Source organism: Paenibacillus sp. FSL H7-0331, assembly GCF_001956045.1.
Genome location: NZ_MRTH01000012.1, coordinates 1 through 26,215, shown reverse-complemented (window position 1 = coordinate 26,215; position 26,215 = coordinate 1). Strand labels below are relative to the sequence as shown.

17 protein-coding genes and 1 CRISPR repeat array are annotated in these 26,215 nt (G+C 45.8%); of the genes, 2 read left to right on the top strand and 15 right to left on the bottom strand.

Translation table 11 applies throughout. The annotated features are described in order from the left end of the window. Positions 1 to 217: 217 nt before the first annotated feature. Together BK127_RS18735 and BK127_RS18730 are read right to left on the bottom strand one after the other, a co-directional pair. A complete protein-coding gene (locus BK127_RS18735) occupies positions 218 to 1,213 on the bottom strand; it encodes an aromatic ring-hydroxylating dioxygenase subunit alpha (RefSeq protein WP_076233035.1) in 996 nt (331 codons plus the stop codon). A 46-nt stretch (positions 1,214 to 1,259) separates the two neighbouring features. Beyond that, complete coding sequence (locus BK127_RS18730; protein ID WP_076233217.1) at positions 1,260 to 2,645, bottom strand: amidohydrolase family protein; 1,386 nt, start codon at positions 2,643 to 2,645, stop codon at positions 1,260 to 1,262. A 270-nt stretch (positions 2,646 to 2,915) separates the two neighbouring features. Between BK127_RS18730 and BK127_RS18725 the strand changes: the two genes are divergently transcribed. After that, complete coding sequence (locus BK127_RS18725; protein ID WP_076233034.1) at positions 2,916 to 3,374, top strand: Lrp/AsnC family transcriptional regulator; 459 nt, start codon at positions 2,916 to 2,918, stop codon at positions 3,372 to 3,374. A 126-nt stretch (positions 3,375 to 3,500) separates the two neighbouring features. Here the strand turns inward: BK127_RS18725 and BK127_RS18720 are convergent, their stop codons facing one another. After that, positions 3,501 to 4,919 (bottom strand): RtcB family protein, encoded by a 1,419-nt coding sequence (locus BK127_RS18720; protein ID WP_076233033.1) that lies wholly within the window; start codon positions 4,917 to 4,919, stop codon positions 3,501 to 3,503. A gap of 218 nt (positions 4,920 to 5,137) precedes the next feature. Between BK127_RS18720 and BK127_RS18715 the strand changes: the two genes are divergently transcribed. Further along, positions 5,138 to 6,700, top strand: a complete 1,563-nt coding sequence (locus BK127_RS18715) for a histidine kinase N-terminal 7TM domain-containing diguanylate cyclase (RefSeq protein WP_076233032.1) — start codon at positions 5,138 to 5,140, stop codon at positions 6,698 to 6,700. A 109-nt stretch (positions 6,701 to 6,809) separates the two neighbouring features. Here the strand turns inward: BK127_RS18715 and BK127_RS18710 are convergent, their stop codons facing one another. The 12 genes from BK127_RS18710 to BK127_RS18655 form a co-directional block, all read right to left on the bottom strand. After that, entirely contained in the window at positions 6,810 to 12,212 is a 5,403-nt protein-coding gene (locus BK127_RS18710; protein WP_076233031.1) for an S-layer homology domain-containing protein, read from the bottom strand. A gap of 228 nt (positions 12,213 to 12,440) precedes the next feature. After that, the gene (locus BK127_RS18705; protein ID WP_076233030.1) at positions 12,441 to 14,741 is read right to left on the bottom strand and encodes a helix-turn-helix domain-containing protein; all 2,301 of its coding nucleotides are present in this window, start codon (positions 14,739 to 14,741) and stop codon (positions 12,441 to 12,443) included. 386 nt (positions 14,742 to 15,127) lie between these two features. After that, positions 15,128 to 16,018 (bottom strand): hypothetical protein, encoded by an 891-nt coding sequence (locus BK127_RS18700; protein ID WP_076233029.1) that lies wholly within the window; start codon positions 16,016 to 16,018, stop codon positions 15,128 to 15,130. A gap of 49 nt (positions 16,019 to 16,067) precedes the next feature. After that, positions 16,068 to 16,946 (bottom strand): carbohydrate ABC transporter permease, encoded by an 879-nt coding sequence (locus BK127_RS18695; protein WP_076233028.1) that lies wholly within the window; start codon positions 16,944 to 16,946, stop codon positions 16,068 to 16,070. A gap of 35 nt (positions 16,947 to 16,981) precedes the next feature. Further along, a complete protein-coding gene (locus tag BK127_RS18690) occupies positions 16,982 to 17,890 on the bottom strand; it encodes an ABC transporter permease (RefSeq protein ID WP_076233216.1) in 909 nt (302 codons plus the stop codon). 88 nt (positions 17,891 to 17,978) lie between these two features. Then, complete coding sequence (locus BK127_RS18685) at positions 17,979 to 19,529, bottom strand: extracellular solute-binding protein (RefSeq protein ID WP_083689403.1); 1,551 nt, start codon at positions 19,527 to 19,529, stop codon at positions 17,979 to 17,981. A gap of 24 nt (positions 19,530 to 19,553) precedes the next feature. Next, positions 19,554 to 20,465 carry a hypothetical protein gene (locus tag BK127_RS18680; RefSeq protein WP_076233027.1) on the bottom strand — a complete coding sequence of 304 codons (912 nt, stop codon included), beginning with the start codon at positions 20,463 to 20,465 and terminating at the stop codon, positions 19,554 to 19,556. Further along, entirely contained in the window at positions 20,450 to 20,698 is a 249-nt protein-coding gene (locus BK127_RS43760) for a hypothetical protein (RefSeq protein ID WP_179097531.1), read from the bottom strand. Before BK127_RS43760 ends, BK127_RS18680 begins: the two co-directional genes overlap by 16 nt. 177 nt (positions 20,699 to 20,875) lie before the next feature. Further along, positions 20,876 to 22,096, bottom strand: coding sequence for a mandelate racemase/muconate lactonizing enzyme family protein (locus BK127_RS18670; RefSeq protein ID WP_076233025.1), 1,221 nt, complete (start codon positions 22,094 to 22,096; stop codon positions 20,876 to 20,878). Positions 22,097 to 22,119: 23 nt separating this feature from the next. Then, positions 22,120 to 22,737, bottom strand: coding sequence for an SGNH/GDSL hydrolase family protein (locus BK127_RS18665; RefSeq protein ID WP_076233024.1), 618 nt, complete (start codon positions 22,735 to 22,737; stop codon positions 22,120 to 22,122). A 38-nt stretch (positions 22,738 to 22,775) separates the two neighbouring features. Continuing rightward, complete coding sequence (locus BK127_RS18660; protein ID WP_076233023.1) at positions 22,776 to 23,831, bottom strand: tartrate dehydrogenase; 1,056 nt, start codon at positions 23,829 to 23,831, stop codon at positions 22,776 to 22,778. Positions 23,832 to 24,638: 807 nt separating this feature from the next. Next, positions 24,639 to 25,726: direct repeats of the CRISPR family, unit length 32 nt; unit sequence ATTTCAATCCACACATCCGTATGGGATGTGAC. Between the two features lie 71 nt (positions 25,727 to 25,797). Beyond that, on the bottom strand, positions 25,798 to 26,215 hold a 418-nt coding region (locus BK127_RS18655; protein WP_144026498.1), incomplete at its 5' end, for an IS3 family transposase.

The following is a 26,215-nucleotide window of genomic DNA, read 5'->3' as shown; positions in this document are numbered from 1 at the left end:
CCGCAATCTTTCACCAACAGTCTACATCGCCCCCAGTCCAATAATGATTCATTAAGAGACTGCGTTCTTATCATTAAAATAGAAGCAGCTCCACTATAGCTATCATGTTATAGTAACGTCAATAAACATGACATAATTTCGTTAAAATTAACAAAATACCTATGTTAAATTTTGTATTCCATATAAAAATGACACAGCAATCTCCACGCATTGTCTGCTATATCGTTCCGACAACGACACCCAGCTCCTTCAACCACCGACGGTAAGCTATGGAAAACAGGTCTACCTTATGGTTAAGCTCTACCTGCAAATCAAGCGGCAGCAGCTCAGGCTTCTGCGTCTCAATAATACGGGCATCTTGATCAAACACCATATCCTGAAATTGAATAAAATTCGCATCATCCACATCAAACGCATAATTGCGCGAAACGACCATGAATACGAGACATTCCTCTGCTGTGACAGGCAAAACTGTCAGCATGATCCATAAGGCTTGACCGTTGCTGGGGTCAGCCTTGGTCAGCCGTGCCGATAAAGGGCGATACACTTCCTTTCTATACACATAGGTCGTCCCTTCTCTTTTATCCGAGCCCGAATGAGCTACAGGCTGAAAAATCGGTACGTCTTCAATATAAATGCGATCCTTTTCTTTAATCACCTTAAAATCAGGAAGCTCTGCATAATCGGGATGCCCCAGTAGACCCTGGTGTACAAACATCAAATGGGCAAAATCCGTAAAATTCTCAATGACCCTCGTTCCTGCCGCATGCACCGTATAGGGTCCACAAGCAAGCGGACGAAACTGAGGATCAGCAAATTCTTCAAAATGCGGCAGCTCCGCTGACGGTTCACCGATACAAACCCAGATAAAACCGTACTTTTCCATACAGGAATAAGCCTGAGCCTTGGCTCTTGGCGGAATCTTCTCACCCCTCGGCTGCGCCGGAATGCAGACGCATTGACCGGAGGAATCATACTGCCACCCATGATAGGGACAGACGAGAATATCATCCTGAACCCAGCCTTTGGACAGCATAGCTCCGCGATGGATGCATAGATCCTGAAAGGCATGTACCCCCTTCTTCGTCCGATAAATAGCTACTCGCTCACCCAGCACCATAACACCAACCGGCTGTTCCTTAAGCTCGGAAGCCAGATAAACTGCATGCCAATCATTTTCCAACACCGGATCTTGCAGACGTTTTTGATACATAGAAATCATCCCTTCTTCTTGTAGTCAATTCATGGTATTGAACTTTTTATTCAACCATCGAAAAAATCGGATAACTCGCTGCCAGTTTGCTGCGAAGCGCATCCACTCTAACCTGGGCTCGCAGCAGCACCTCCTGCTCATCAATCCCCACACACAATCCACCTTCAACAACAACCTGACCCCCTACCATCACGAGATCAACATCGTTACCATTAGCATTGTACACAATGGCCGAAGTTGCGCGATGAACCGGACTGATATGCGCCTTCATTAAATCAATCGTGACCACATCTGCCTTTTTACCTGGCTCCAGACTCCCCAGATCATCACTGCGGCCCATCGCTTTAGCCCCATTTACCGTTGCCATCCGAAGTACATCCATAGGGGGAAGCAATGTCGCATCCAACTGATTCACTTTGTGAAGACATGCCGTGAACTTCAGCACCTCCAGATTATCCTGGCAATTGTTACTCCCTGGTCCATCCGTACCCAAGGCGACATTAATTCCAAGTCTCTGCATCTCCGGCACCCGAGCTACACCCGAAGCCAGATACATGTTGGATACCGGACAATGCACAACCGTAGCTTTTTCGGTGCGTATCATCTCCAGCTCGCCATCATCAAGCCATACTCCATGGACGACCTGCGTCTGCTCGCCAAGCAAGCCAACCTCGTTCAGCAGCTCCAGATTCCGTAAACCATAACGGGCTACCGTATTGTCAATCTGCTCACTCGTTTCTGCCACATGCACGTGCGAGATCAGCTTGCGATCCCGGCTGAATTTGGCCGCCTGCTCCAGATAACTACGCGAGCAGCCGTATAAATTAAGCGGCCCCAACGCAATCCTTATACGCCCAGAGGCAGCGCCATCCCAACGCTCCAGCAATTGGTCCGTTCGTGTGAAGATTTGCTCCTCCGTCTCACGCAAGCGCTGCTCATGCGTCATATCCGAACCACCGCGCGCCAAATGCCCGCGAATCCCCGAATCCACCATCGCCCGCAATACACCTGCCTCATTATCTGGAGAGGTATGAATATAATGATGATCCATGATATAAGTCGCACCTGATTTCAAATTTTCCATGCAGCCAATTAATGCCGCTAAATAAAAGTCCTCAGGTTCCATCGCCAGACTCAAAGGCCAAATAATTTCACGAAGCCATCTCGAAAGTGGCAAATGATCGGAAACCCCTCGCATAAAGGTTTGAAACAAATGTGTATGTGCATTCACAATACCCGGAATAACCGCCTTCCCTTGTGCATTGTAAGCATAAGTCGATTGAACTACCAAATGATCCAGACTCCCGTCCAGCTTCCACTCCCCAACCGCTTTAATGACATCATGCTCCATATACACGTAGCCCGGTTTAAACACCTCATTATCCTTGTTCATCGTAATTACCGTTCCGTTATAAATAAGTTTGCCAGCCATAACCAATCTCACCTCCATGTAATAATACTTTACGTAAATAATAATATTTGAAATCATGTTACGTTTATTAACATGATTATATGCAGACATCCACATTTCGTCAACACCACTTGTAAATCAATATTCACAATTTAGTTGCTATTATGGAAGTAATACCTTAATATGATTAACATTTTATCAATTTAAGACCAAAATCAAGTTAACTTATCGATTTTTCTATGCTAAAATAAAATTATGTAAATTTTAATTGTCTTGAAGGAGGGTTTCGAATTGGAATTGCCGCATCTGGATCAAACCGATCAGGATATTATCAAGCTGCTGCATGAAAATGGACGCATGTCCTATGCCAAAATCGGCGAGCTGCTGAATCTGTCTCGGGTAGCCATTCAAAAACGTGTAGAATCGTTGATCGAGAACGAAATTATTGAAAATTTTACGATCCGGCTGAACGCCACCAAGCTCGGTAAAGTCGTCAGCGCCTTCTTTGAAGTCGAGGTGGAGCCCCGCTTCGTCCAGCAGGTCGGAGATTCCCTCAGCGCCGATCCCAATGTGATCAGCATTTATCAAATGACCGGTCCCAGCACCCTGCATATGCATGCCTTATTGAAGGACGATGCAGCTCTTGAGCATTTTTTGTTCCAGCATATTTATACACTTGAGGGTGTGGTCAGCGTGACTACACAGGTTGTAATCAAGCGATTCAAGCAGGGAACCGGTTTAGAGCTCTGAGTGTGTCCACCTCGTTAGCGTCTCATCTCGGCAGAAAAAGCCTGCTTAAGCTCCCAGTTGGAGACTAAGCAGACTTTTAGGGGGTAACCCACTCTTGTTGACTGATACATGACTTCTGAAGCATTCTCAAATTCCTTTAATCGCAGCCATAGGCTTGCATTTGGCCACCACATCTGCGAGTGACGCACCCACGACACTATCAATGATTTGATCCACATCCTTATAGGCTTGCGGACATTCGTCCAGAATCGTCTCCAAGGAACGATGGTTCACCATAACCTCATCCTCAGAACCGACCTTTAAGGATTGCTCAAATTGATCCACGGTGACCATTTCCTTGGTAGCTCTCCGTGATCGGGTTCTCCCCGCGCCGTGGCAGATCGAATAAAAATTTTTCAAACCTTCCTCTCTGCCAACCATAATATAAGACGAGGTTCCCATTGAGCCTGGAATCAAGGCCGGATGACCTGTTTCTTTGTAGGCTGGCGTGTTCAGAAAGTGCTTGGGTGGCAGCGCCCGTGTTGCCCCTTTCCGGTGAACGAGCATAGGCTGACCGCGATGAAATTCTTTAAGCGCATAGTTATGCATCAGATCATACAGCACCGGAGTCTCCATACCAGAGCCGAATACCTCCCTGAAAGCCTCCTGTACCCCGAACGCAATCATATGCCTGTTGCTGACAGCAAAGTTCAATGAAGAATACATTAAGTTCAGATAGGTTTGTCCCTCCTGGCTCGCAATAGGTGCGTAGATCAGGTTGGGATCAGGATTGCTCACACCCCATAGACGCATGGACTCCTTGAGCACTTTGTTATACTCGCGCCCAACCATAGCGCCCCATGCACGGGAACCGGAATGGATCATGACCACGACCTGCCCATCAAACAGTCCCCACTTCGCTGCAAGCTCCTGATGCTCTTCATTCAATTCCAGATACTGAATTTCAATAAAATGATTCCCGCTGCCAAGTGACCCTAATTGACCTTGGGCGTTTTTACGAATTTTGGGTGGCAGATGTTCGAGGAAAGCATGATCGTACTGAAAAGCAGACTCCTCCACATGCGTTAACCAGCGCTCATTAGGTACATAGGATGCAGGCAATCCCTTCAAGCCATACTGTACTACATTCATGATATCGATATCAGCATAATGCGAATTGGTTCTTTCGTTCGTTGGTACATACTTCTCAATAGCGGTGATCAGCGCTCTACGAACCGCTTTATCCTGAATATCGCTGCGATGCAGTGACGTTGTATGCACCCGCATGCCGCAGCCGATATCGACTCCAACAATCGATGGAGATACGATACCATCCTTCATATTCCACACTGCCGTCGTTCCGATGCAGGTTCCAACACCCACATGCGCGTCAGGCGTATAGCCCATATAGACGTTTCTTGGAATTCTCAAATTATTATCAGCCATTTCGTAGACTCTTGATTCGAACGATTGGAAAATTTCCGGGTTCGCATAAACATGCAGATTCCCATGTCCCAGCTCGACCTCGTAGTGATTATTACCGTGTGCGATGATTTTATGATCCATTGCTAATGCCTCCTCTGTCCTCCGTATGCTTCAAGTTCATGATGCTTATCTTGTGGGTCTATCATCGCTTATTTTAGCTGGAACGAACATGGTGAAAGTATGACGACATGGGAAATATTCGCCGATGACAACCTGTTACATTATGTAGTATGGTTAATGTAAGCCATACTTTACAATTATAAGAAAGTTTAATGCATGTGAGGAGGAACCCAGCAGGCATGACATCAGCAGCAACAGGTTATATCACAATTACGATTTTTTCGGCTGTACTCAATCTGCTGCTCACTCTCTATATCATCAAAAAAATTAGTAGAACTCCGCTCTCACGAGCTTATTTGCTGTTATGCGGATTTTGCTCACTGTATGCCTTTACATATGCTGGCGAGCTGGCTAGTGACTCCCTTCACCAAATGATTAACTGGATCAAGCTGGAATATTTGTTTGTTCCGTTCCTACTGCCTTTGTGTCTACTCATCACGATTGAATACGCACATATGGGCAGACTGTTGAAAAGATCTTGGCTGTGGGCTTTATTTGTCATTCCATCCTTAACCGTGATCCTTCAGCTTAGCAATGATATGCATGGATTGTATTTCAGTTCGATAGAGTTATATACACATGGCCCTTTTCCCGTCAGTGACGTCCAATTGGGACCTTGGTTTTTCTTCGATGCCGCCTATTCGTGTACCTGTTTTGTGATATGTATCATAATCCTGTTTCTGCAGTGGAAAAGAGCTTCGCTCATTTTCAGGAAGCAGATTGCCGCTATGGCGATTACCTTCACGATACCGTTATTAAGTGCATCGCTGTATTATACCGATATCGTTCCCTACGGCATCGATGTAACACCAGCATCCATGAGCTTGACCTGTTTACTCATGGGGATTGCCATCTTCTCATTCCGGATGTTTTCACTCACACCGATAGCGATTCAAGCTGTGTTTGAGAGCATGCGCGACGGTATTCTGGTGCTGGACGAAGAAGGACGCATTGTCCGCTATAATCAGGCTGCTGTCAAGGTCATTCCCTTATTGACACCTGCCATCATTGGCACCTCAGCGGATGGCTTGATTCCCGGATTATCCATTAAACAAATGACAGCAGAACCATCCCGGCTTATTAACGAATACGATACAGAAGTCCATATTGGCGGCCTGATCGTTCACTACCAGGTTCGTATTTCTCCAATTCCGGAAAATACTGCTGAACATCATGTGGGTGTTATTGTATCCCTGATCGATATCACCGAACGCATTCAACTGATGCAAAGATTGCAAAAGCTGGCCGCCATTGATGGTTTAACGGGAATATATAACCGATCTCAATTCATCCACGCTTGCGAACAACAGCTGCAGCAGATAAATTGGCAGCAAGAGCCAGCTGCGCTCCTCTTGTTCGATATTGACCACTTCAAACATGTGAACGATAGTTATGGCCATGAAGCAGGGGATATTGCCCTACAGCACGTAGTGAAAGTATGTCAGAGGCAGCTCCGGACGAGTGATTTATTTGGCCGTTACGGCGGGGAAGAATTTATCCTGTGGCTGCCGCGGACCACAAAATCTGCGGCTCTAGAGCTTGCCGAAGCTCTGCGTTCAACCATTGAAGAATCGCCTGTACAGTATGATGGAGCCCATATCCCGCTGACAGCCAGCTTTGGGTTAGCTGCGCTTCTACTTAATACCCCGCTAAATCAACTTATTCGAGAGGCAGATGATGCCTTATACGCAGCCAAACGTGAAGGACGCAACCGTGTTAAGGTTCGGACATCCACTTTGTGAAGATGATACGAAATATAAGCCTGCTCAAGCCACCAAAATGTGGCACGAGCAGGCTTTTCAATATTCAACTTGATGGGCTCAGGAAATCCGCACATCGTTCATCCCTTGGCTATTCATTCATGAATTCGGCAAATAACAGGAAACGCTTCAGCATAACTGCCGCTTCAGCTCGGGTAGCTTTGCTGTCAGGCGCAAATGTCCGTACTGTTGTCCCATTCACAATACCGGCATTCAGCGCTCCTGCAGCTGCGTCCTTGGCCCAGGCAGATATGGTAAGACTATCATCGAATGCTGCAAGCTTTTTGGCATCCGTATCGTACTTCTTGCCTGACAGTTGGATCGCACGTGCAATCATCACAGCCATTTGCTCGCGGGTAATCGTCGCATTAGGCTGAAAGCTTCCATTCTCCAATCCATCAACAAGACCTGCTTTCGAAGCGGCTCCTACTGCACCTGCATACCAATCGGTTGCTTGGACATCGGAGAATTTGGCTGCAGCTTGTTCTGCTAACGCTGCCTGCTCTTCGTTCAGACCTGCCGCTCGCACCAGCAGTGCTGCGAATTCAGCGCGTGTGATGGATTTTTGCGGAACAAAGGTCGTATCAGTTGTACCCTTAATCAACAGCTTGGAAGCAAGCAGCTCGATATCTGCCTGTGCCCAATGACCATTCAGATCGGCAAAGGTTTTATTGGCCTGAACCACCGTATAGATGCTATTGCCAGGTCGTTTGATCGTTGCCATAAAGCTGCTTCCATTGCTTGTAAACAACGTAGGTACGAACGTCATCGTGCCCGTAACCGGGTTATACAGAACACCTGTTGCTTTTTTCGTATCCACAGAATTTGATATCTCGAACGACCTTGATACATACACGGTACCAAAATCACTTACCGTTGCCGTCTTGCCGTTAGCCTCAGCCGTAATTGTAAAGTCCACAGCACCAGCCAATGAAGTCATACTATTCTTGGTTGAATAAGCTGCAATAGCGTCTGCCACTGCTCCGCTCACTTTTTCCACGGAAATGTTCAGCTTTAGATCTTTAACATCCACACCCAGTGAAAGTGCCAATCCGTTAATATCCAGCACCTTTAAGGGAAGATCATAAGTAATGCCGCTCGCCTTGATCGACAAAAACGCATCAGGTGCCTTGGAGACAGCGGCAGCGATTGACGAGGCTGTGACTTGCACGATCTTGACAAGCTCCGAGCCTGTGACTTCAACCGTCACTTTGGGATTACTGGAGGTTAGGGCATCTATGGCTTTGCCCCATACAACCGAATCGATTGTGACCTGAGCAGCCGCTTTTCCATTAACGGTTACTTGCTGCGGAGTCACACGAATCTCACTACCATTCACAATGGTTTGTGCAGCAGCAGAGCTGCTGTCCGATCCCGCTCCACCCCCAGAGCCACCCGTTGAAGAGGAGCGTGAATTACCGGGAATTGTATAAACAGCTACTGAAGCAGAGCTGGCGCTTTGCGTATCATTGACAGCAGACACCGTATAATAGTAATTTTTCCCTGGGAGCAAGCCCGAGTCCACATAGGTCAGCTCCGTAGTGGTACCCATCTGCACAAAGGTTACGTTATCCATACTGCGTTTAATCGTATAGGATGTTGCGTTCGCCGCACGATTCCAGGTAAGTGTTGCCTCCGTTTTTCCTGATACAGCGATAAGACCTGTTGGAGCCAGCAGCTTAAATTTCAAAAAGTCGCCTCGAATGATGGTACCATCGGCATTTCTCTGGTAAGGCAAGGATGGCTGTAGGCTGACAAAGTTGGCATCTGAAAGAGCTGTGCCCGATTTATTCGCGGATACCGAGCCGTTAAACATATAGTTGCTGTCCGAAGCCAGATTGGCTGGATAGCTGTCTTTGGCCGTTATCCCTTTTTGATAGGACATAAATCCATTGATTCGGAAATCCGTGGTTATGCCACTATAGGTTGTAAAATTCATGTTGCCCTTGGCATTGTTATAAGCGATGTTACCGCCCTCAGCCCGAACACCCGGATTGCTATTACTGGCGAAGCCATAAGCGCCATTGCCAAAAGCCAAACTGTTCTGAATGATATGGGGAACGTGAATCCCTTCACCGCCGAGCTTAAAGCCATTTTTGTCTCCGGCACCTACCGTACCATTCGTTAAAGTGCCATTATTGTAGGCGATACTGTCTTCGATAATGACAGCACCGATAGCACCCGAGCCTGCTTTCGTATACAAGTCCCAACCGTCATCAATGTTATTATGAGCGATATCCCCTCTAAACACATTCCCGACACCTGCTGTCAGCTTGGCCGCAAAACCATCGGCATTATTATTGGAAGGATCGATATTATCATACGATTCACTATTGAGAATCAAATTGTAGGAAGGCCAAGTGGTCTTGTCACTGGAGCCGTCTGTACTGCTGATTTGCAGTCCGGTATCACCGTTATCATAAAATTTGCAGTTGTCAACCAGGTTATAATTACCGCCTACGGTAAAGCCTTTCGTATTGCCTGCTGTGCGGGTAAAGTCGATGCCTTGAACCTGCCAGTAATTGCCGCTCAGCACAACACCTTCAGATTTTTTGTCAAAATCAATAATCGGTCTTGCACCCGCAGCCGCAACCAGATATTTCTTGGCGTCTGCTGCTCCATCATTGCCCTTTTTGATATCGAGCTTGGTGGAACGTATATATCGACCGTCTTGCACGATGATTTTTTGTCCGGCTTTAACAAAATCAATTGCGGTATCCAGATCAAGCGGGCTGTTAGGAGTACCTGTACCTTTGCTCGTTCCAGTGGGCGATACATAAATATCCCCGTCATCGGCATAAGTTTTCATCTCAACCGTGAAGTTTTTAACCATTTTATTGTAAGAGGTCAGCAGCTGCGTATCATCAGGTATAAATGCGATACTGAATCCGGTAGAACTGTTGGCATTAAGCGTCGTATTGACTGTCAAAACCTTGTCGGCCGAGATGGCCTGATCCAATGTGATGACAGACTGCCCCTGCTTAACTGTGATCGTACCCTTCACATTCGCTTTTATCCCCAGCGCATAAGCTGTCTTGGAGGTTCTCGTTAACGATACCACATCCAACGATGGGGTTACGGCAGCCTTGGGGGCTTCCACCTTGGGTGCATCTGTTTGAGCCGCAGTAACCGTTAATTGCTTATTGCTGACTTCTATCGTTGCCAGACGAGCTGCGTAAAAGCCTACGTACATTTTATTAGGGTCCTGTGCCTTTAAAATGTCCGGTACGAAAAATATTTCCTCATTCCCAGCGTTTAATTTGCCTGTAAACCCGCTGTTTGTTTTGGCAAGTGTCAGCTTGTAGTCTGCCGCAGGATACGTATTGCTGACTGACGGTCTTTCTGCTTTGAGCATCGTGTTTTGAACGCCCAAGCTGCCAGCCCCATCCGGTGAGGTAACCCCGGTTCTTACGAATAATTGGGTTCCGTTCGCTTTGGTTGTGCCTCCACTGTAACCACCTATGGCTGCAATGTTGGAAGCAAAGACGCTGGAATCACCAGGCGTTCCAATAACGTCTCTGGCCATAATGCCGAACGATTCTTGACCATCATACGGTTCTTTGGCATACGCCACAACCTTCACATCAGCAGATAAGCTGAAATTGTCCTGGTTGGCATCCAGCTCCGTATAATAATACGTAATACCATCATGATCTCCGGTTACTTTACCGCCGCCTTCAAGCGCGACGAGCTGAATGGTTCCGTCTTCCTTGACCGTTACCTTATTATTTGCAGCAGATGAAGATTGTCCGAATTCGGTCGATTTCCATGGGTATTCAGTCACCGCTCTGACCGTTGTGGGAAGAATGATCGGTGCTATCCCCGTATTCACCGGTACGATTCGGATGTCATAGCTTCCTGCCGCTGCAGAGTTAAAAGCAGATGCATCTACCGTGTATTGGCTCGCAGCTAACGTTTCTTTGTAGGTATTATCAAAAACGGAGGATACGACCAAGCCTGTTTTGTCAAAATTCTGACCTACCGTATACGTTGTTTTTGGATATTGGGTGACTTGAATTCCAACAAGCTCCTTTTGCTTGACGGTCACGTTGATCGGTATTGGTTGAGCCGTCTTATGGGTGAGCCACACCTGCTTGGGTCCTGCACTTGTGCTGTCCAATGCAGACAAAGTATATTCATTGCGCATCAGCTTGACTACTGAATTGTCGCTATAGGTTGCATATACAGTCATCCCATCAGCAACGAAGGATTCACCTATGTAGTAGACTGTTTTTTGTGGATTTTGTCTGATTTCCAAACCGGTAATCAGCGCAGGTTTAACGATCACATCAAATGTCGTATATGTAGCTGTAGTCACACTGGAGCGGATCGTAACGGTTTTGCTTCCTGCCGAATCCAGCTTATACGTAGATCCACTCACGGTTGCTCCAGCTATCGAGGTGGTGAATTGGGTGCTGGACAGCTCTTCTTTACTTGCTCCATTATTGTATTCTCCGATCACCGATAATCCCTGAGGGTCATACAGGTCTCCAAGATAATAAACCATTTTGGCTGGCAAATATTGCAGCTCCAAAGCGGTAACAACGAGCGGTTTGACGTTCACGTTGACCGTTGCTGTTTTACCATTAAAATGGATCGTAACGGTTTGGGCTCCAGTCTTGTTGTTATTAAAGCCTGTTACCATATAGTCGTTGGTCGTCAGCGTTTCTTCATGCTGGTCCGCATACACAGCTGTTACCTGTAAATCGGCTAGATCCATGTTATCGCCAACAAAATAATCATTTTTGAAGGATGTCGTATTCAGCTTCAAGGAGCTTGGTGTTCTGGTGTCTGTAGTTAACTTTACGTTACTATAGGTAACTGTCGTATTCCTCGCTGTAAATAAACCGGCATAAGCGATAGTTCCGGTGAAATCATCAATAACTTGCGTCTGATTGCCAATTTTCAATAAGTAAGCGTTCCCAGACCTTTTCAGGCTCAGATCATATACATTGCCTGCAGCGGGTGCGATTGATTTGTCAAACTGTATTTTCGTAGGAATTTTGACGGCCCCCTGCTTATAAAAGGCCTCCATTTTCTGTTCCCAGGCGCCAAGTGCTATATAATCTCCGGTGTAGGCGGCTTGGTGGGTATTCGTCAGTATATTGCTCCGCAGCATAATACCAAAGGCTACCTGACCGTTAGCCGTCCATTTGTCTACATTGACCTTAGCCGTTAGTTCAAAATTTGTATTAGCAGGAATTCCCTTATAATAATAGGCAATCCCTTCAATTGCTCCACTGTCCGAGCCTTGAATTTTCCCTCTATCACCCGTGCTTTTCATTGTCACTATGCCATTGTCTTCCGTAATGCCGAAATTGTTAACAACAATCTTGTCCTGTCCACCCACATCCCCCATAATCGTTCCCTGCCAATCACTCTTGACGCTAATCATGGGTGGGAGGTCGGTTGCTGCCGAAGCTGTAAAGGGAAACACGGATACCAATAATACGAATGCCATGATCAATGCCAACAGCTGTTTAGATTTCCTCATTAGTCACATTACTCCTTATACTTCATATTTAAGAATACCATATGGAAATACAAGCATATCGGAGTCCAACGGTTACAACAATAATCAGGGCATTGTATTTCATCATATTTCAAAGCTATAAACATAAAGTTAAATTCAGCATATAAGGAGATATAGGTGCGGACATTAAACAACCCGCATTCCCAAGGCAAGCCAGGTAAGCGGGTTGTTTATTTACATTTGAATGTCTTAAAATTTTCTAGCCCGATACTGTCGTTCAATAAACTCTGCCCGATAAGTGCCAGGCGTCATGCCAGCAAGCTTACGGAACGAGCGAATAAAGTTCTGTGAATTGTTGTATCTCAGCTTTTCGGCAATTTCAGAAATTTTCATTTCCGTATCTTCCAGCATTTCCTTCGCCTTATTCAACCGATACTGCATCAAATAGTCGCTAAAGCTGATCCCAAGCTCTTGCCTGAGCACCTTGCTGATGTAGCTTGGATGGTAATTAAGCATATTGGAGCAGGCTTCCAGGCTGATGTCGGTATCATATCGGTCATGAATCATCTGTACCACTTCCTGGGAGATGGTTTGGTATTTGGTCCTGCGTTGATCCTCGTACACACTTACTACGGGCTCGATAATTTGTGATTTGAACCAATTGCGTGCATCTTCAACCGATGAGAGCGCATGCAGCTGCTCCATGAGGGGCGGGTCGCCTCCAAGCAGCTCCAAATGCGATACTCCACTTTCCTGTAAAAGCCTGATCAGATTGACAAAAAAACGCGTGACGGCAATTTGATAGTCATTATAGTTATGATACTGCCCGGATATTTCCTCAAAAAAGGAATCCAGCAGACATTGGATTTTTTCCCTCTCTGCCATCTTGATCGCATCAAAGATTTGTCTTTCCAGTTCTTTAGGATATTCGGTAGTTACATTCTGGGCGGGTTGGACGTCATCAATATGAAGAATCGTCTGCTGTCCAAACAAAACCCGGTATTTCAATGCATCCATGGCTTCCTTATAAGCCCGATTAGCGTCATGAAGTCCAGCATACGATCGGCTGATTCCAATACTGATCCGCAGTGACAAATAATTTCCAACCTCGTCCTGAACCTTTTTGGCCATGGCATACATATAGGTTCTGAATTCCTCTGTAGATTTGGGATCGTCAAAAATAAGCGTAACCTGAGAGGACTGGACAACTATAGGCATCAGACGATTATGAGCCGGTATCAATTCGCCTACCATATTACTTATGGCAAAAAGCAGCAGTTCGCTGTCACTTTCACTGTACCGAGTGCCCTTCAGCGTATCAATTTTGATGGTCAGGACACCCATACGCTTCCATTTGTTGGAGTTGGCACCTAGCTGCCCCAGCTTTTCGTTCATTTCCGAAGGCTTGATGTCCCCTCTTACGAGCTTCAGTACATAATATTCTTCGAGCTGCCTCATATGGTTCTTGATTTGATCGGCCATCTGCACCTGAACGTTGCGCATCCTTATGAAGCCTTCATTGATCATATGAAATTCGTCAATCCGTTTGCGTTCCTTGTCCTGGTTGGTAAACAGGGATTGGTATAGGCGCTGCACGGGGGCATACATACGCTGTGAACCGGCAAGAGAAATAACAACCGCCAACAGCAGCATGATGACACAGGTGGCAAGTATGATCCAACCCGTTTTCCTGGATTCAAGGCGGATCAATTCAATGGGTATGACTGAAATATATATCCACCCGTTGAAGGAGGATCGTTGAAAAGCGACTCCAACCTGCTTCTTGCCATAGTTGGTTTCGTATAACCCCGAAGCTTCATTAGATTGGTGCAGCTTGGCTATCAACGTATCCAGCATTTGCGGGTCCAGCAGCTTGTTGTCATTCTGGGAGGCCAGAATACGATAGGATTCATCCAATATCATAACCTCTCCCAGCGTATTATGAGCAGACAAGTAGCTGCGAAGCTGCTTGCCGGGGATTTCAGCAATAAACAATCCATCAGGGTCTTCTGAAAATGCGGGAATTTTTTTGATCAGTTTAATCGTTGTGTTGTTCTCACTATTGCCTGGTCTGAGCAAGCTCCCGTTCTCAGCAATCCAGAATTTGTCCCTATTGATATGAAGATAACGTGATAATGTGGATTCTAGAGCAGCCACCGGGTTCAGTCCCCCGCTATTTAATATCCACCCCTGCTTTAAATTAATCAGGTGAATGTCCTGCACACCCACGTCGAAGGTTTGAACACGAGACATGGAGCTAAGCAGATTTTGAACCAATATAAACTGTGACGGAACAATACCGGTATCCAATGCTTCCGTGACGTAGCTGCTGTCAGAAAGCCTTTCAATTTGTAAATCGAGTACAGTGAGTATTTGTTCTACACGCAGACGCGTTTGCTCCAAAATCAGCACGTTACCTGCATTCACCTTATCCTGAATCGTCTCGGATGTCTTCATGTAAAAAAATAGGCCGAGCATAATGATGGGAAGCGTACTGACTCCAATTGTAAAAACAATCATTTTGGTCAAATATGTGTTGAATCTGAACATGAGCTACCACCACCTATTTATACAGCTTCAAAATCTGTCATCAGAACAAACCAAGATCAGGCTGTGTGCTTTCTCATTATACTATAAGAGTTGTTCAGAATGGCTGCCGAAAAAAAGACGTATGGAAATATGAAGCTAACTTGTAATGCAAGCATATCATTACGGACAGTAACCAGAAACAATCAGCAGAAAGCTAATTTGGATGCGCTTACAAAAAGTCTGATTTTGAGCTTATTCTTAACCAAATAATCATTAGAGAGACAGTTGATTATCATTAGATAACATTTGAGATGGCTCAGTGGTTGTTCCGTATACCCGTATCGATAGGCAATTAGACCGGATCGGCAATGGCGCCGTCCCGGTCTGCAAGTTTGGTGTTTCCGTTGTTATACAGCCAAAAGAGTATTCAGTCTGTTCAGATCCATACTCCCGGTGAAAAAATCGCTGGCGTATAACAGATTGCCAAAGCCTTGCTTCAAAGCTCTGCCGTAGTCACTTGTAGGCACAGCTTCATAAGCTACTTCGATCTCTGCCTGGGAAGGCTGTGCCCCCTTGCGCAGCGATTGGGCTAATTGAATAATTGCATCTTCATCCTCATAGAAATCGGTGTCGGACACATACTGCTTAACTTTGACCGGATCAGGATTCAGCACGATCTCTGCATACAGATCCATATGAACGGCTCGTTCCCTAAGCTTGGCATCCAGTCTGTCGAACCAGCCCTCAATATCGTCAACGTCCGGAACAAAGGTATGCATTTCGATGAAAAAACGCTGCTGCAGCGAGTGAAACCATTCTTCCAAATCCTTACTGCTGATGGAAACTGAGACAGGAAGGGTTTCCATATTTTTCTCATATAACGCGGTTCTGTAAGGAACCGGGGTATTGTTATTGTTTACGTACAATCTGTGAAAAATAAAGGCATCCTGATAAAGACTTGATTCAGCCGATCCGGTCTTCAGCTGAAGCTCAGCAGCCCGGTGACACAGCCAGCCGAGAACGAACGCAAGGATGGATTCAGCTTGCGACTTGGGCACTGCTGGCGCAGACCTGAATCCGATTTCGACCGGAACCTGCTTATGAGACTCCCAGTTGTCGCGGTACTTGTTCAACAATGATACTGCAAACTGATCTCCAGAGCTCGTTATGCTGCCAAATTGCGCAAAATTGAGATGGTCACGGCCCACTTCCTTAAAAACCTCGCAAATCTTGTCTGAAGCAAACATAATATGAAAGCAATCCTCTACCAACGCAGTGTTGATTACGTTCTCTGACATATTCCAGCCTCCATGATTGAGTTTTATTGGTTTACCGATTAACCGGCTGTCATCCCTTTACCGAACCAATTAATGCTCCTTTGGCGAAATGCTTTTGCAGGAAGGGATATACACACAAGATGGGCAAGGTGGAGATGACGATGACAGACATTTTAATGATTTGTCCAGGTGGCACCACATAGTTGGAATCGAAGGTCGCAGAATCCCCCAAGCCGCCTGATGAAAGAATGACGATTTGACGCAGCCACACCTGAATCGGCCACTTATAGCTGTCATTGATGTACAACACCGCATGGAAAAAGGCATTCCAATGATTGACCGCATAAAAGAGTGAAAAGGTGGCGATCGCCGGGAGTGACAGCGGAAGCACGATTTGCCATAATATCCGCAGGTCGTTGCAGCCATCAATTTTCGCTGATTCCTCAAGCCCCTCTGGCAGCTGCTGGAAGAAGTTTTTCAGGACGATCAGATTAAAAGCGCTGATCGCTCCAGGCAGCAGCAGGGACCAATACGTGTTGAGCATACCTACCGATTTGACGACCAGAAAGGTCGGGATCATCCCCCCGCTGAACAGCATCGAGAAGACCACGCCCAGCATAATGATTTTGCGTCCATCCAGATCCTTGCGTGCTAACGGATAAGCCATCAGACATGTAAACAGCAGGTTGATGGCCGTTCCCGCGATCGTTATAAAAATCGTGACCCCAAGGCTTGTAAGCAGCACGTCCGTGGAGAAAATATATTTGTACCCTTCCAGTGAAAACTCATGAGGAAACAACACCAGCTTCCGGGTAATAAACTCCTGGGGAGATGTGAAGGAGCCCGCCACCACATAAATAAACGGGAGTACCGTCGCTAAACCGAATAACCCCAAAAAGCTGTAGTTAAAAAGGTCGAACAGTCTGCTGCCCAGCGATTCCTTGATCATATGATTGCTCCTTGTCTGCAGGTTGAGGGCTTTAATTAGTAGATGCCTTCCTCCCCTATTTTTTTGGCAAACGTATTCGCCAATACGACCAGAACGATACCAATCGTCGATTTAAACAAGTTGACGGCTGTGGAGTAGCTGAAGTCACCCTGCTGGATGCCTCGTTCGTACACATACGTATCGAAGACTTCCCCAATCTCCCGATTCATCGGATTTAGCATCAGAAAAATCTGCTCAAAACCGAGATCCATAAAATGGCCGAGCCGCAAAATCAGCAGTACCACAATAGTGCTTTTGATGGCGGGCAGCGTCACATGAATCATTTGCTTCCAGCGCCCAGCTCCATCCATCCGGGCCGCTTCATACAGCTGAGGGTCTACGCCTGCCAGGGCGGCCAGGAATAGGATCGTGCCCCATCCCGTTTCCTTCCAGATCATTTCACCGACGATCATGATCCGAAACCAATCTTTATTGAGCAGGAAATTAATTTTTTCACCGCCATATTGGGCAACCAGCTCATTGACAATACCGCCTTCGGTCGTAAACAAAATATAAGCAAGACCTACGACGACGACCCATGAGATAAAATGCGGAATATAAATCAAGCTTTGGATCGTACGTTTGTACACTTCCTTACGCACTTCGTTGAGCAATAACGCAATAATAATCGGTAGTGGAAAGAAAAACACCATATTATAGATAGCTAGGATCAATGTATTCCTGAACAGCAGCCCAAACTCAGGCTCACTAAAGAAGGTTTGGAAATGCTGAAAGCCTATCCATGGGCTATCCCAAAATCCGGTAAAGGGCGAGTAATCCTGAAAGGCAATCAGTACGCCCCACATCGGTGCATATTTAAAAATGAGAAAATACAGAATGCCCGGTGCCAGCATGTAATACATCCACCGATTTCTCAACAATCGTTTTTTCAGTACTGCTCCCATTGAAGCAGCCGTTGATTTATGAAGGTTTGCCGCTTGTGCTTTCAATGCATCTACCGCCTTTCTAAAAGGACACGATATCTGAACAGACCTATTTTCCTTTGTCAGGATCAGCCTGGTATTCTTTATTCAGCTCTTCAAGTACCTTGTCGCCGCCTGCCTTCTGCCAGCTTTCAAGCGCTGCCTGCCATCCCTTCTCATCAAGCTCACCCATTATATATTTAACACGGGCATCATTTATAATTTTATCCAGTTGGGTACGTTTCTGATCGTACGTAGCAGAGCTGTAGGCAGCAGCAGGGTTCACTACAAAAATATTCGAAACGGCTGCAGCCTCTTTTTTCGCTGCTTTAAATTTGGCTGTATATTTATCCAGTGTACCTTCCATAGCCAGGGAACCATCGGAAATCTGCATGGCCTGCTGCATCTGGATCACTTCCGCTGCATATTTGGCGGCTTGCTCAGGCGTGCGATCCGCTTTGCCGTCCTTTACAGAGTAATGAACGCCTTCAATTCCCCATTCGAAAATGTTTTGTCCTTCTTTGGTAGAGAGCTTGTCAAAGTATTGAAGAATTTTCCTAACCTCGGCTTCAGTTTTGACGGATTGCTTCGGAATGACGAAACTGCCCGACATCCCGGTGTCCATCAGCAGCTTGGTGCCATTTACCCCTTTGAGAAGGCTTGCCGTATCCAACTCAGCTGTCGGATTGATCTTGAACAGCTCTGAATGGCGAGAAATGAAATCATTGTCTCCCATACGGAAGCCGAAGAGGCCTTTATTGCCGTTATCAATATTTTGTACCCGTTCGGTGATCGCAAAATCCTGATTGATCAGCTTTTCCTGATACAACCTTTTGTACCAGTTCATCGCATCTACGAAAGCTTTGCTTTCATGGGCCGGTACGACTTTGTTGTCCTTGATTTCCCACACGTTGCCGCCGCCAGCTGCTGCGAGAATAAATTTGAAGCCACGAATACTTTTCTCTTCGGCGAGTCCGATCGTATCATTTTTGCCATTGCCATCCGGGTCCTTAGTCGCGAAGGCTTTGATAACTTCATACATTTCATCCAATGTAGTCGGAGGCTTCATACTGAGCTTATTGAGCCAATCTGTACGATAAATCATCCCATCACCAACGAGCGAACGGGCGCGATTAATCCCATAATATTTCCCACCGACAGCCGAGCTTTTCAGAACCTGCGGATTCAATGCTTTTTCCAAATTCGGAAAATCCTTAAGCAGCGGTCCGATTTCCCAAAATTGTCCGGTTCTCATCGCATTTTTTATATTTGACGGCATCGGTGTACTGACAAGCAAAACCATTGGCAGCTGACCGGATGCTATTGTGGCATTGACCTTCTCGTCGTAAGTACCGTTAGGGACCCATTGAATTTGTAAATCGGTATTGGTCAGTTTTTTGACAGCGGAAATGATTGGATCGCTATCCTTGGGTGGCTCCGATAGAACAGATAAATTCATCATCGAGATGGTGAACGGCTTTTCATCACCTGCAGGTGTAGTTCCTTTTGGCTTGCTGTCTGTTGCTGCGGGACTTGGACTGCTGCAGCCGGCTAATGCGGTAGTAACAAGCAGGCTTCCGGCAAGTACGAGCATAGACTTCGATTTCCATTGAATAGACATATGATAACCCCCTCTTAATTATGGTTAAACCGATTGACCGTCTCTCCCTTTTTTGCCTACATCCAATTGATCCTTTAAGGTGTCCTGATCGATCTCTCCCGTGAAGTAAGCGCTTGCGCTTTGTAAATAACCATACCCCATTTTCACAGCGTGAGCATAATGGCTGGTGGGCTCTGCTGCAAAAGCCGCTGTCAGTTCTTCCTGAGAAGGTTTTGCGCCTTGACGAAGCGCTTGAGTTAGCTGAATAATAGCATCCTCTTCATTATAAAAGTTCGTATCCTCGATAAATCGTTTGACTTTATCCGGGTCCGGGGTCAATACGGCTTCTGCATAACGATCCAGATGAATCGTTTGCTCCTGGTGCTTGGCATGCAGCTTATCAAACCAACTATCGATATGTTCAGTATCCGGGACAAACGTCTGCAGTTCAAGAAGCTGGCGCTGCCAAATAAAGCGGAACGTATTTGCTGCTGCATGGACATTAATGACTCCCGAGCCCCTCAGGCTCTCCATGTTGGTCTCAAAATGTGCCTTTTGATACGGAAATGGCGTATTGTTATTATTTTCATATAATCTGTGGAAAATAAATGCATCATGATAGATGCTGCAGTCCGTAGGAAACTGTCTGGATTCAGGCTCGGCTTCACGAAATACGACCTTCATCTGGCGGTCGGCAGCACGATGGCACAACCAGCCCAGTACAAAAGCCAGCTTGTAGCCTAAATTGTCCTCATCCTTCCTTGCATCCCAATTCGTCCGATATTTATCCAACAGCGCGACTGTAAATTTATCTCCAGAACGGGTTACACTGCCGAATTGTGAAAACTGGATATGGTCGCGACCTGCTTCTTTGAAGGCTTTACAAATGTGTTCCGCTGCAAACATCATATTAAAGCAATCTTCTACAACCGCTGTATGGGTTACGTTCTCTGACATGTCTTATCCTCCATTATATTCGTATGTGGGTACAGGCTCATTTCACTCTTGGCAGGTGGTGAACGTTCCATAAACCGATCATTGTCCATATGTCCTCCTTGCGAATCAGACCAGTATACACATCCTTTTCTTTGTTGGTCTGAGCATAGCATCGGAACTCCATAACTGGATACAATCAATACAAAGCCATTTGCTCTAATACCTGCAAACAGCACTGCAGCAAGCTTTTGCATACCGAAACAATCATCAGCAATTCTCTCGATAATCATAAGAAATCACGATGTACAGCAAGTAATAGATAAAAAAACCTCCTATGCTAGTATTGGTTACCCACTCGGGGGTTGCCCAATGCCTATCATAAGAGGTGCAAGTGAAGTTCGTGTCAAGCACGAGCTTCTTGAAGGTTTCTTTTAAACGACAAGCGCTTTACGAAGTACTTTATCAACGACTTGAACATCCATACCAAGACCGGGAGCTGTAGGTGCTCGAAAAACACCGTCTTTCACTTCCATGTGCGGCGTGAATAAATAATCAGTCACTTTGACTCCCGCTTTATCTTCCTGAAACTTCCCTATGTTCGGAATGTACGAAGCAAAATGCAGCATATAAATGTACCCATACCCACCGCTAATGTGAGGTGTAACTGGTATGCCCTTTAAAGCTGCCATTCTAGCAACACGTGTATTTCTAATAAATCCCCCGTTATACTGTAAATCCGGCTGTACGACCTGTGCGGCATCATTATCGATAATCCAGCGGAACCGTCTTATACTTGTTTCCTGTTCACCGAAGGCCAGAGGAATATGCAGCGCGTCTGCGACCTCCTTGGTATCTTCAAGATGCTCAAAAGGACAAGGCTCTTCATAAAAGAAAGCACCAATTTCTTCCAGTATTTTACCGTATTCGATTGCGACTGGAGGATCATAGGAACCATTACCATCAGCATGTATGGTGAAATCGTCTCCGAACGTTTTGCGTGTTAAATAAATCAGCGATTCAGAGCGTCCTTGAATGGAATCGGCATTCTTGCTCATCCGGCCGCCTACCTTGAATTTAACTGCTCTTGCTCCAGTTTCCGCGACCTTCTGCTGCAGCACTTCAATTTCCTCTTCAGGCGTTGTACCCCTGTTACCGCTTGCTACATAAATAGGAATCTCATTGCGAAGGACGCCTCCAAGCAAATCCCCGATAGGCTTGCCTACTATTCGGCCCATCATATCCAGCAGACTCGCTTCCACCCATGAAATGCAGCACCACAAAGCAAGTCCAGACAGCTTATAATTGCTTTGATAAACATATACGCCGTCCAGGAGCTTTTCCAAATCTCTGGCATCCTTACCTATAAAGTAAGGGATGATCAGCTGCTTGAGCAAAGGGTACAGGTAAGCTGCACGTTCACTTGCCACAGCTACGCCTTCTGAGCCATCCTTCGACCTTGTGCGCAGGAAGTATAAGCCGTTATTAAACAACAGTTCCATGGACTCTATGATTAATGGAGAGGTGATACCTTCCACATTCAGTACGGTAGAATTCGCCGCTGCCTCCAATTCCGCAGTGCTGACATTACTTTGTGCCTGGGTAAGGGAGCTGTCCAAATGCAAATAAGATAAATCGTGATAAGTGTTTACCATGTCTGTTCCTCCTAAAATTTTTGTTAAGCATCTGCAAATTTGGCATGTAAATAACCGGTAATAAAGGCTGCCTGCAGCTTCCGAACCTCATCTGTATAATGCACGTGATCACAGAATGCTGCTTCGCCAAACTTGCGGCTGAAACCGTACAAATCAAGGATGGTGATCCCGTGCTCCTGCATAATCGCATCCGCAGCAGCATTATAGTCCAGAACATCCGAATGAAAACGATGGAAATTTCGGGATCTCGCATTGTGGATATGATCAATGACATCGGTTGTCCGAATCCAGACGAAGGAATTCGACATCTTGCGTGCCTTATCCACAATTTCGGATATATTGTGGCGATATTGCTCGAGTGAAATCTGCTTACTACCGGTTACAAGATCAGTTTTGATGTCGTGAAGTCCGCAGTTCAAGAGCAGAATGTCATACTTCGTACCCAAGGCTTCTAACGATTCCAAATACGCCAATACCATACTGCTATCTCCGCCGTTAGCGCCAAGCGGCTGATCCAGATCGATCATCGCTTGAGCGTCGCCTCGCTTGCGGTCATAACCCAAATCGCCCTCCAATTGCTCTTTTAAATAAGGACCGTATTGAATCGAAATGCTGTCCCCAATAACGAAAATGCTCCTCATTTCTGCAGCCTCCCCTATTGACAGTTCTACATAGCGACTTATTGCTTGAGCCGTTTACATATTTCGGATGTGACCTCTGTCGTTGTTGAAGTCCCGCCGATATCACGGGTTTTGATACCGGAGTCGGTTACATCCTCTACCACTTTCAACAGCTTATCCGCCATCTCGTGCTCCCCAAGGTGCTCCAGCATCAGCTTCGCTGTCCAAATCTGCCCAATCGGATTCGCCAAATTTTGACCCTGAATATCCGGTGCTGAACCATGGACAGGCTCGAACATCGACGGATACTTGCCGTTGAGGTTAATATTCGCGGCAGGGGCAATCCCGATGCTTCCCATAATCGCGGCGCCAATGTCGGTCAGGATATCCCCAAACAAATTGCTGGCTACAACGACATCAAATACATGAGGCTTGGTTACAAAAAATGCCGCAAGCGCATCAATATGAGTCGATGTTGTTTGCACATCCGGATAATCACGACTTACCTCTTTAAAAACACCGTCCCAAAAAGGCATCGTATGTACGATTCCGTTCGATTTCGTGGCGCTGGTTACATGCCCTCTGCGCTTTTGTGCCAGCTCAAACGCATAGCGCATCGCTCTTTCGGTTCCTTTTCTGGAGAAAACTGCGCTTTGGATGGCCAGCTCATCTTCTCCTTTATGGATGCGCCCGCCGATTTCACTATATTCACCCTCACTGTTTTCTCTTACAACCAGTAGGTCAAACTCATTAGGTTTAAGTAACGGAGACTCCAATCCGCGGAAGTATTTGGCCGGGCGTATATTAATGACCTGCTCAAATTCACGGCGAATTTTGATCAAGAGTCCCCACAGTGATATATGGTCAGGCACACGTGTCGGATCACCCACCGCTCCAAGGAAGATCGCCTCGAAGCCCTGTAACGTTTGCAAACCATCATCCGGAATCATCTGACCATGCTCCATATAATAATCGCAGCTCCAAGGGAAGCTTGTATAAGTAAAAGAAATGCCTCCGTGTACTTCAGCCAAAGTGTCAAGCACTTCCAGCGCAGCCGGCACAACCTCCTTACCTATACCATCACCTGGAATTACCGCAAGCTCGAATTTTTTCATCCTCTTCACAACTCCTCATGACAATTTTCACTGCTTGGCTTCCTCGCAGCCCTCCTGCTGAGTGCGGTTCTCTGCTCATTTTATTGTAATACAGGAAGCGATTACATGATATAATCTTTGGCTTACATCTTTTAAAACCTTGCTCCATAAGGACTAGAGCTAGCGATAATCATTAGCAAGCACTTCAATAATCATCATATTCCATTCATTTTCAGTCCATCCATCACAAAAAAACAGGATTCATCCCCACTACTTCCGAGATGATCCTGTCTATTGTGCTTCATTCATCGGAGCCGCTTGCAAACAGGAGCAAGGCCTCTCTATCGACGATTGCAATAATGTAGAGGAAGTCGACGGTGTGGTCACTACATGGTTACTAGAAATTCATCCTGCGAAATTAATCAAAGATTTGGCCTTAGCTCTTTTATAAATGTCCGGGCAAATTCCTCTTTTTCCCTGTAAGCATCTTTATTTTCCGGTAAAAAACAATGGTATTTACCAAAAACATTACTCTCTATAATGAGATCTTAATCATTTGCAAAAAAATTCTAACCAACCAAACCCTAAAGCGGCCAAAGAATTGAAATCGCCTTGTATATTTTCCAGGAAAGTCTATTTTCGCTTGAGGAACTACTAATAATGCTACTAAAGGTCGTCTGACCTTTAACTCAACGTTTTTTGCGTTCCAAAGCTCGTTTTTTTATCGTAACCCTTTCTTTACCTTTCTTGTTATACTATTTGCTTCGTGATTTCGCCGTGGTATAGGATGTGACAATATGCCCATGAGTCTTTTGCTTTCTCACCAATATTTCAATCCACACATCCGTATGGGATGTGACCTCAGTCATTTTCCACGACCTCGCCATCGATCCCATTTCAATCCACACATCCGTATGGGATGTGACATATCCATCTCCAAGCTCTGTCCCTCCCTGATTATTTCAATCCACACATCCGTATGGGATGTGACGATGTTCCGATTTATGATGATGTATGCACATTAACATTTCAATCCACACATCCGTATGGGATGTGACTTGCGTTTCCATGCCGTGTTCTGGCTTTCAACCAAATTTCAATCCACACATCCGTATGGGATGTGACCAGGGTTCCTACCAGATAAGCATACTTAGCTGGAGATTTCAATCCACACATCCGTATGGGATGTGACAATGTAATTACAGTATCCGTAACATCTGCAGCTGATTTCAATCCACACATCCGTATGGGATGTGACTTGGCAGGGTAAGTGCAAATCCTCCTGCACGTAATTTCAATCCACACATCCGTATGGGATGTGACGCGCGAGCTCCATTGCGGCCGGACTCAGCAAATCATTTCAATCCACACATCCGTATGGGATGTGACATCTTGGCTCCGCTCATCCTTCCCGCCAAACAGATTTCAATCCACACATCCGTATGAGATGTGACTTAAATGGGGATTAGTAAAGGCGGGATGATGGTATTTCAATCCACACATCCGTATGAGATGTGACGGTTGAGCTGATCGCATTGATCAGATCCGTTTTTATTTCAATCCACACATCCGTATGAGATGTGACCGGGATCTGCTGCTGAATAAAATGAGCCACACGCATTTCAATCCACACATCCGTATGAGATGTGACATTCTTGCCGGTGAAGTCGAAGGAATCACCAAGATTTCAATCCACACATCCGTATGAGATGTGACCTTACGAACCTTGCCGTCGTAATTGGTGGATTGTGATTTCAATCCACACATCCGTATGAGATGTGACATTTTGGCCCAGATTTTTATAGAAATGGAGTTTCATTTCAATCCACACATCCGTATGAGATGTGACGGTTGGTGAGGTTCCTTATTCCGATGCTCAAGTTAATTTCAATCCACACATCCGTATGAGATGTGACTACGTATCCTAATGCCAGTAACATCACTGTACGTATTTCAATTGGATTGTCAACAGAAAACTGGACAATATTTATGAGGGCATCTTTCTAGCTTCAATGGGAGTGAGATACCCCAAAGTACCATGAATTCGGTGGTGGTTGAACCAGTAAACATAATCGCTGAGCTCCAGAGCTAGCTGTTCAGAGCTCAGGAAATGAGCATGGTTAGCAAATTCCGTTTTGAAAATCTTGAATGTAGCTTCGGCAACCGCGTTATCGTAAGGGCAGCCCTTCTTGCTTAATGAACGTTTGATTCCAAAGGTTTGTAAGGATTGAGAAATAAGTGTGTTATCGAATTCTTTACCACGGTCAGTATGAAACATTTGGATACGATCCAACCGGACAGAGATGCTCGCAATTGCCTTGTAAACTAGCGTTGCTGTCTTTTTCGGACCGCTACTAAACCCAATGATTTCACGGTTAAATAGGTCAACAAACAAGCAGACATAC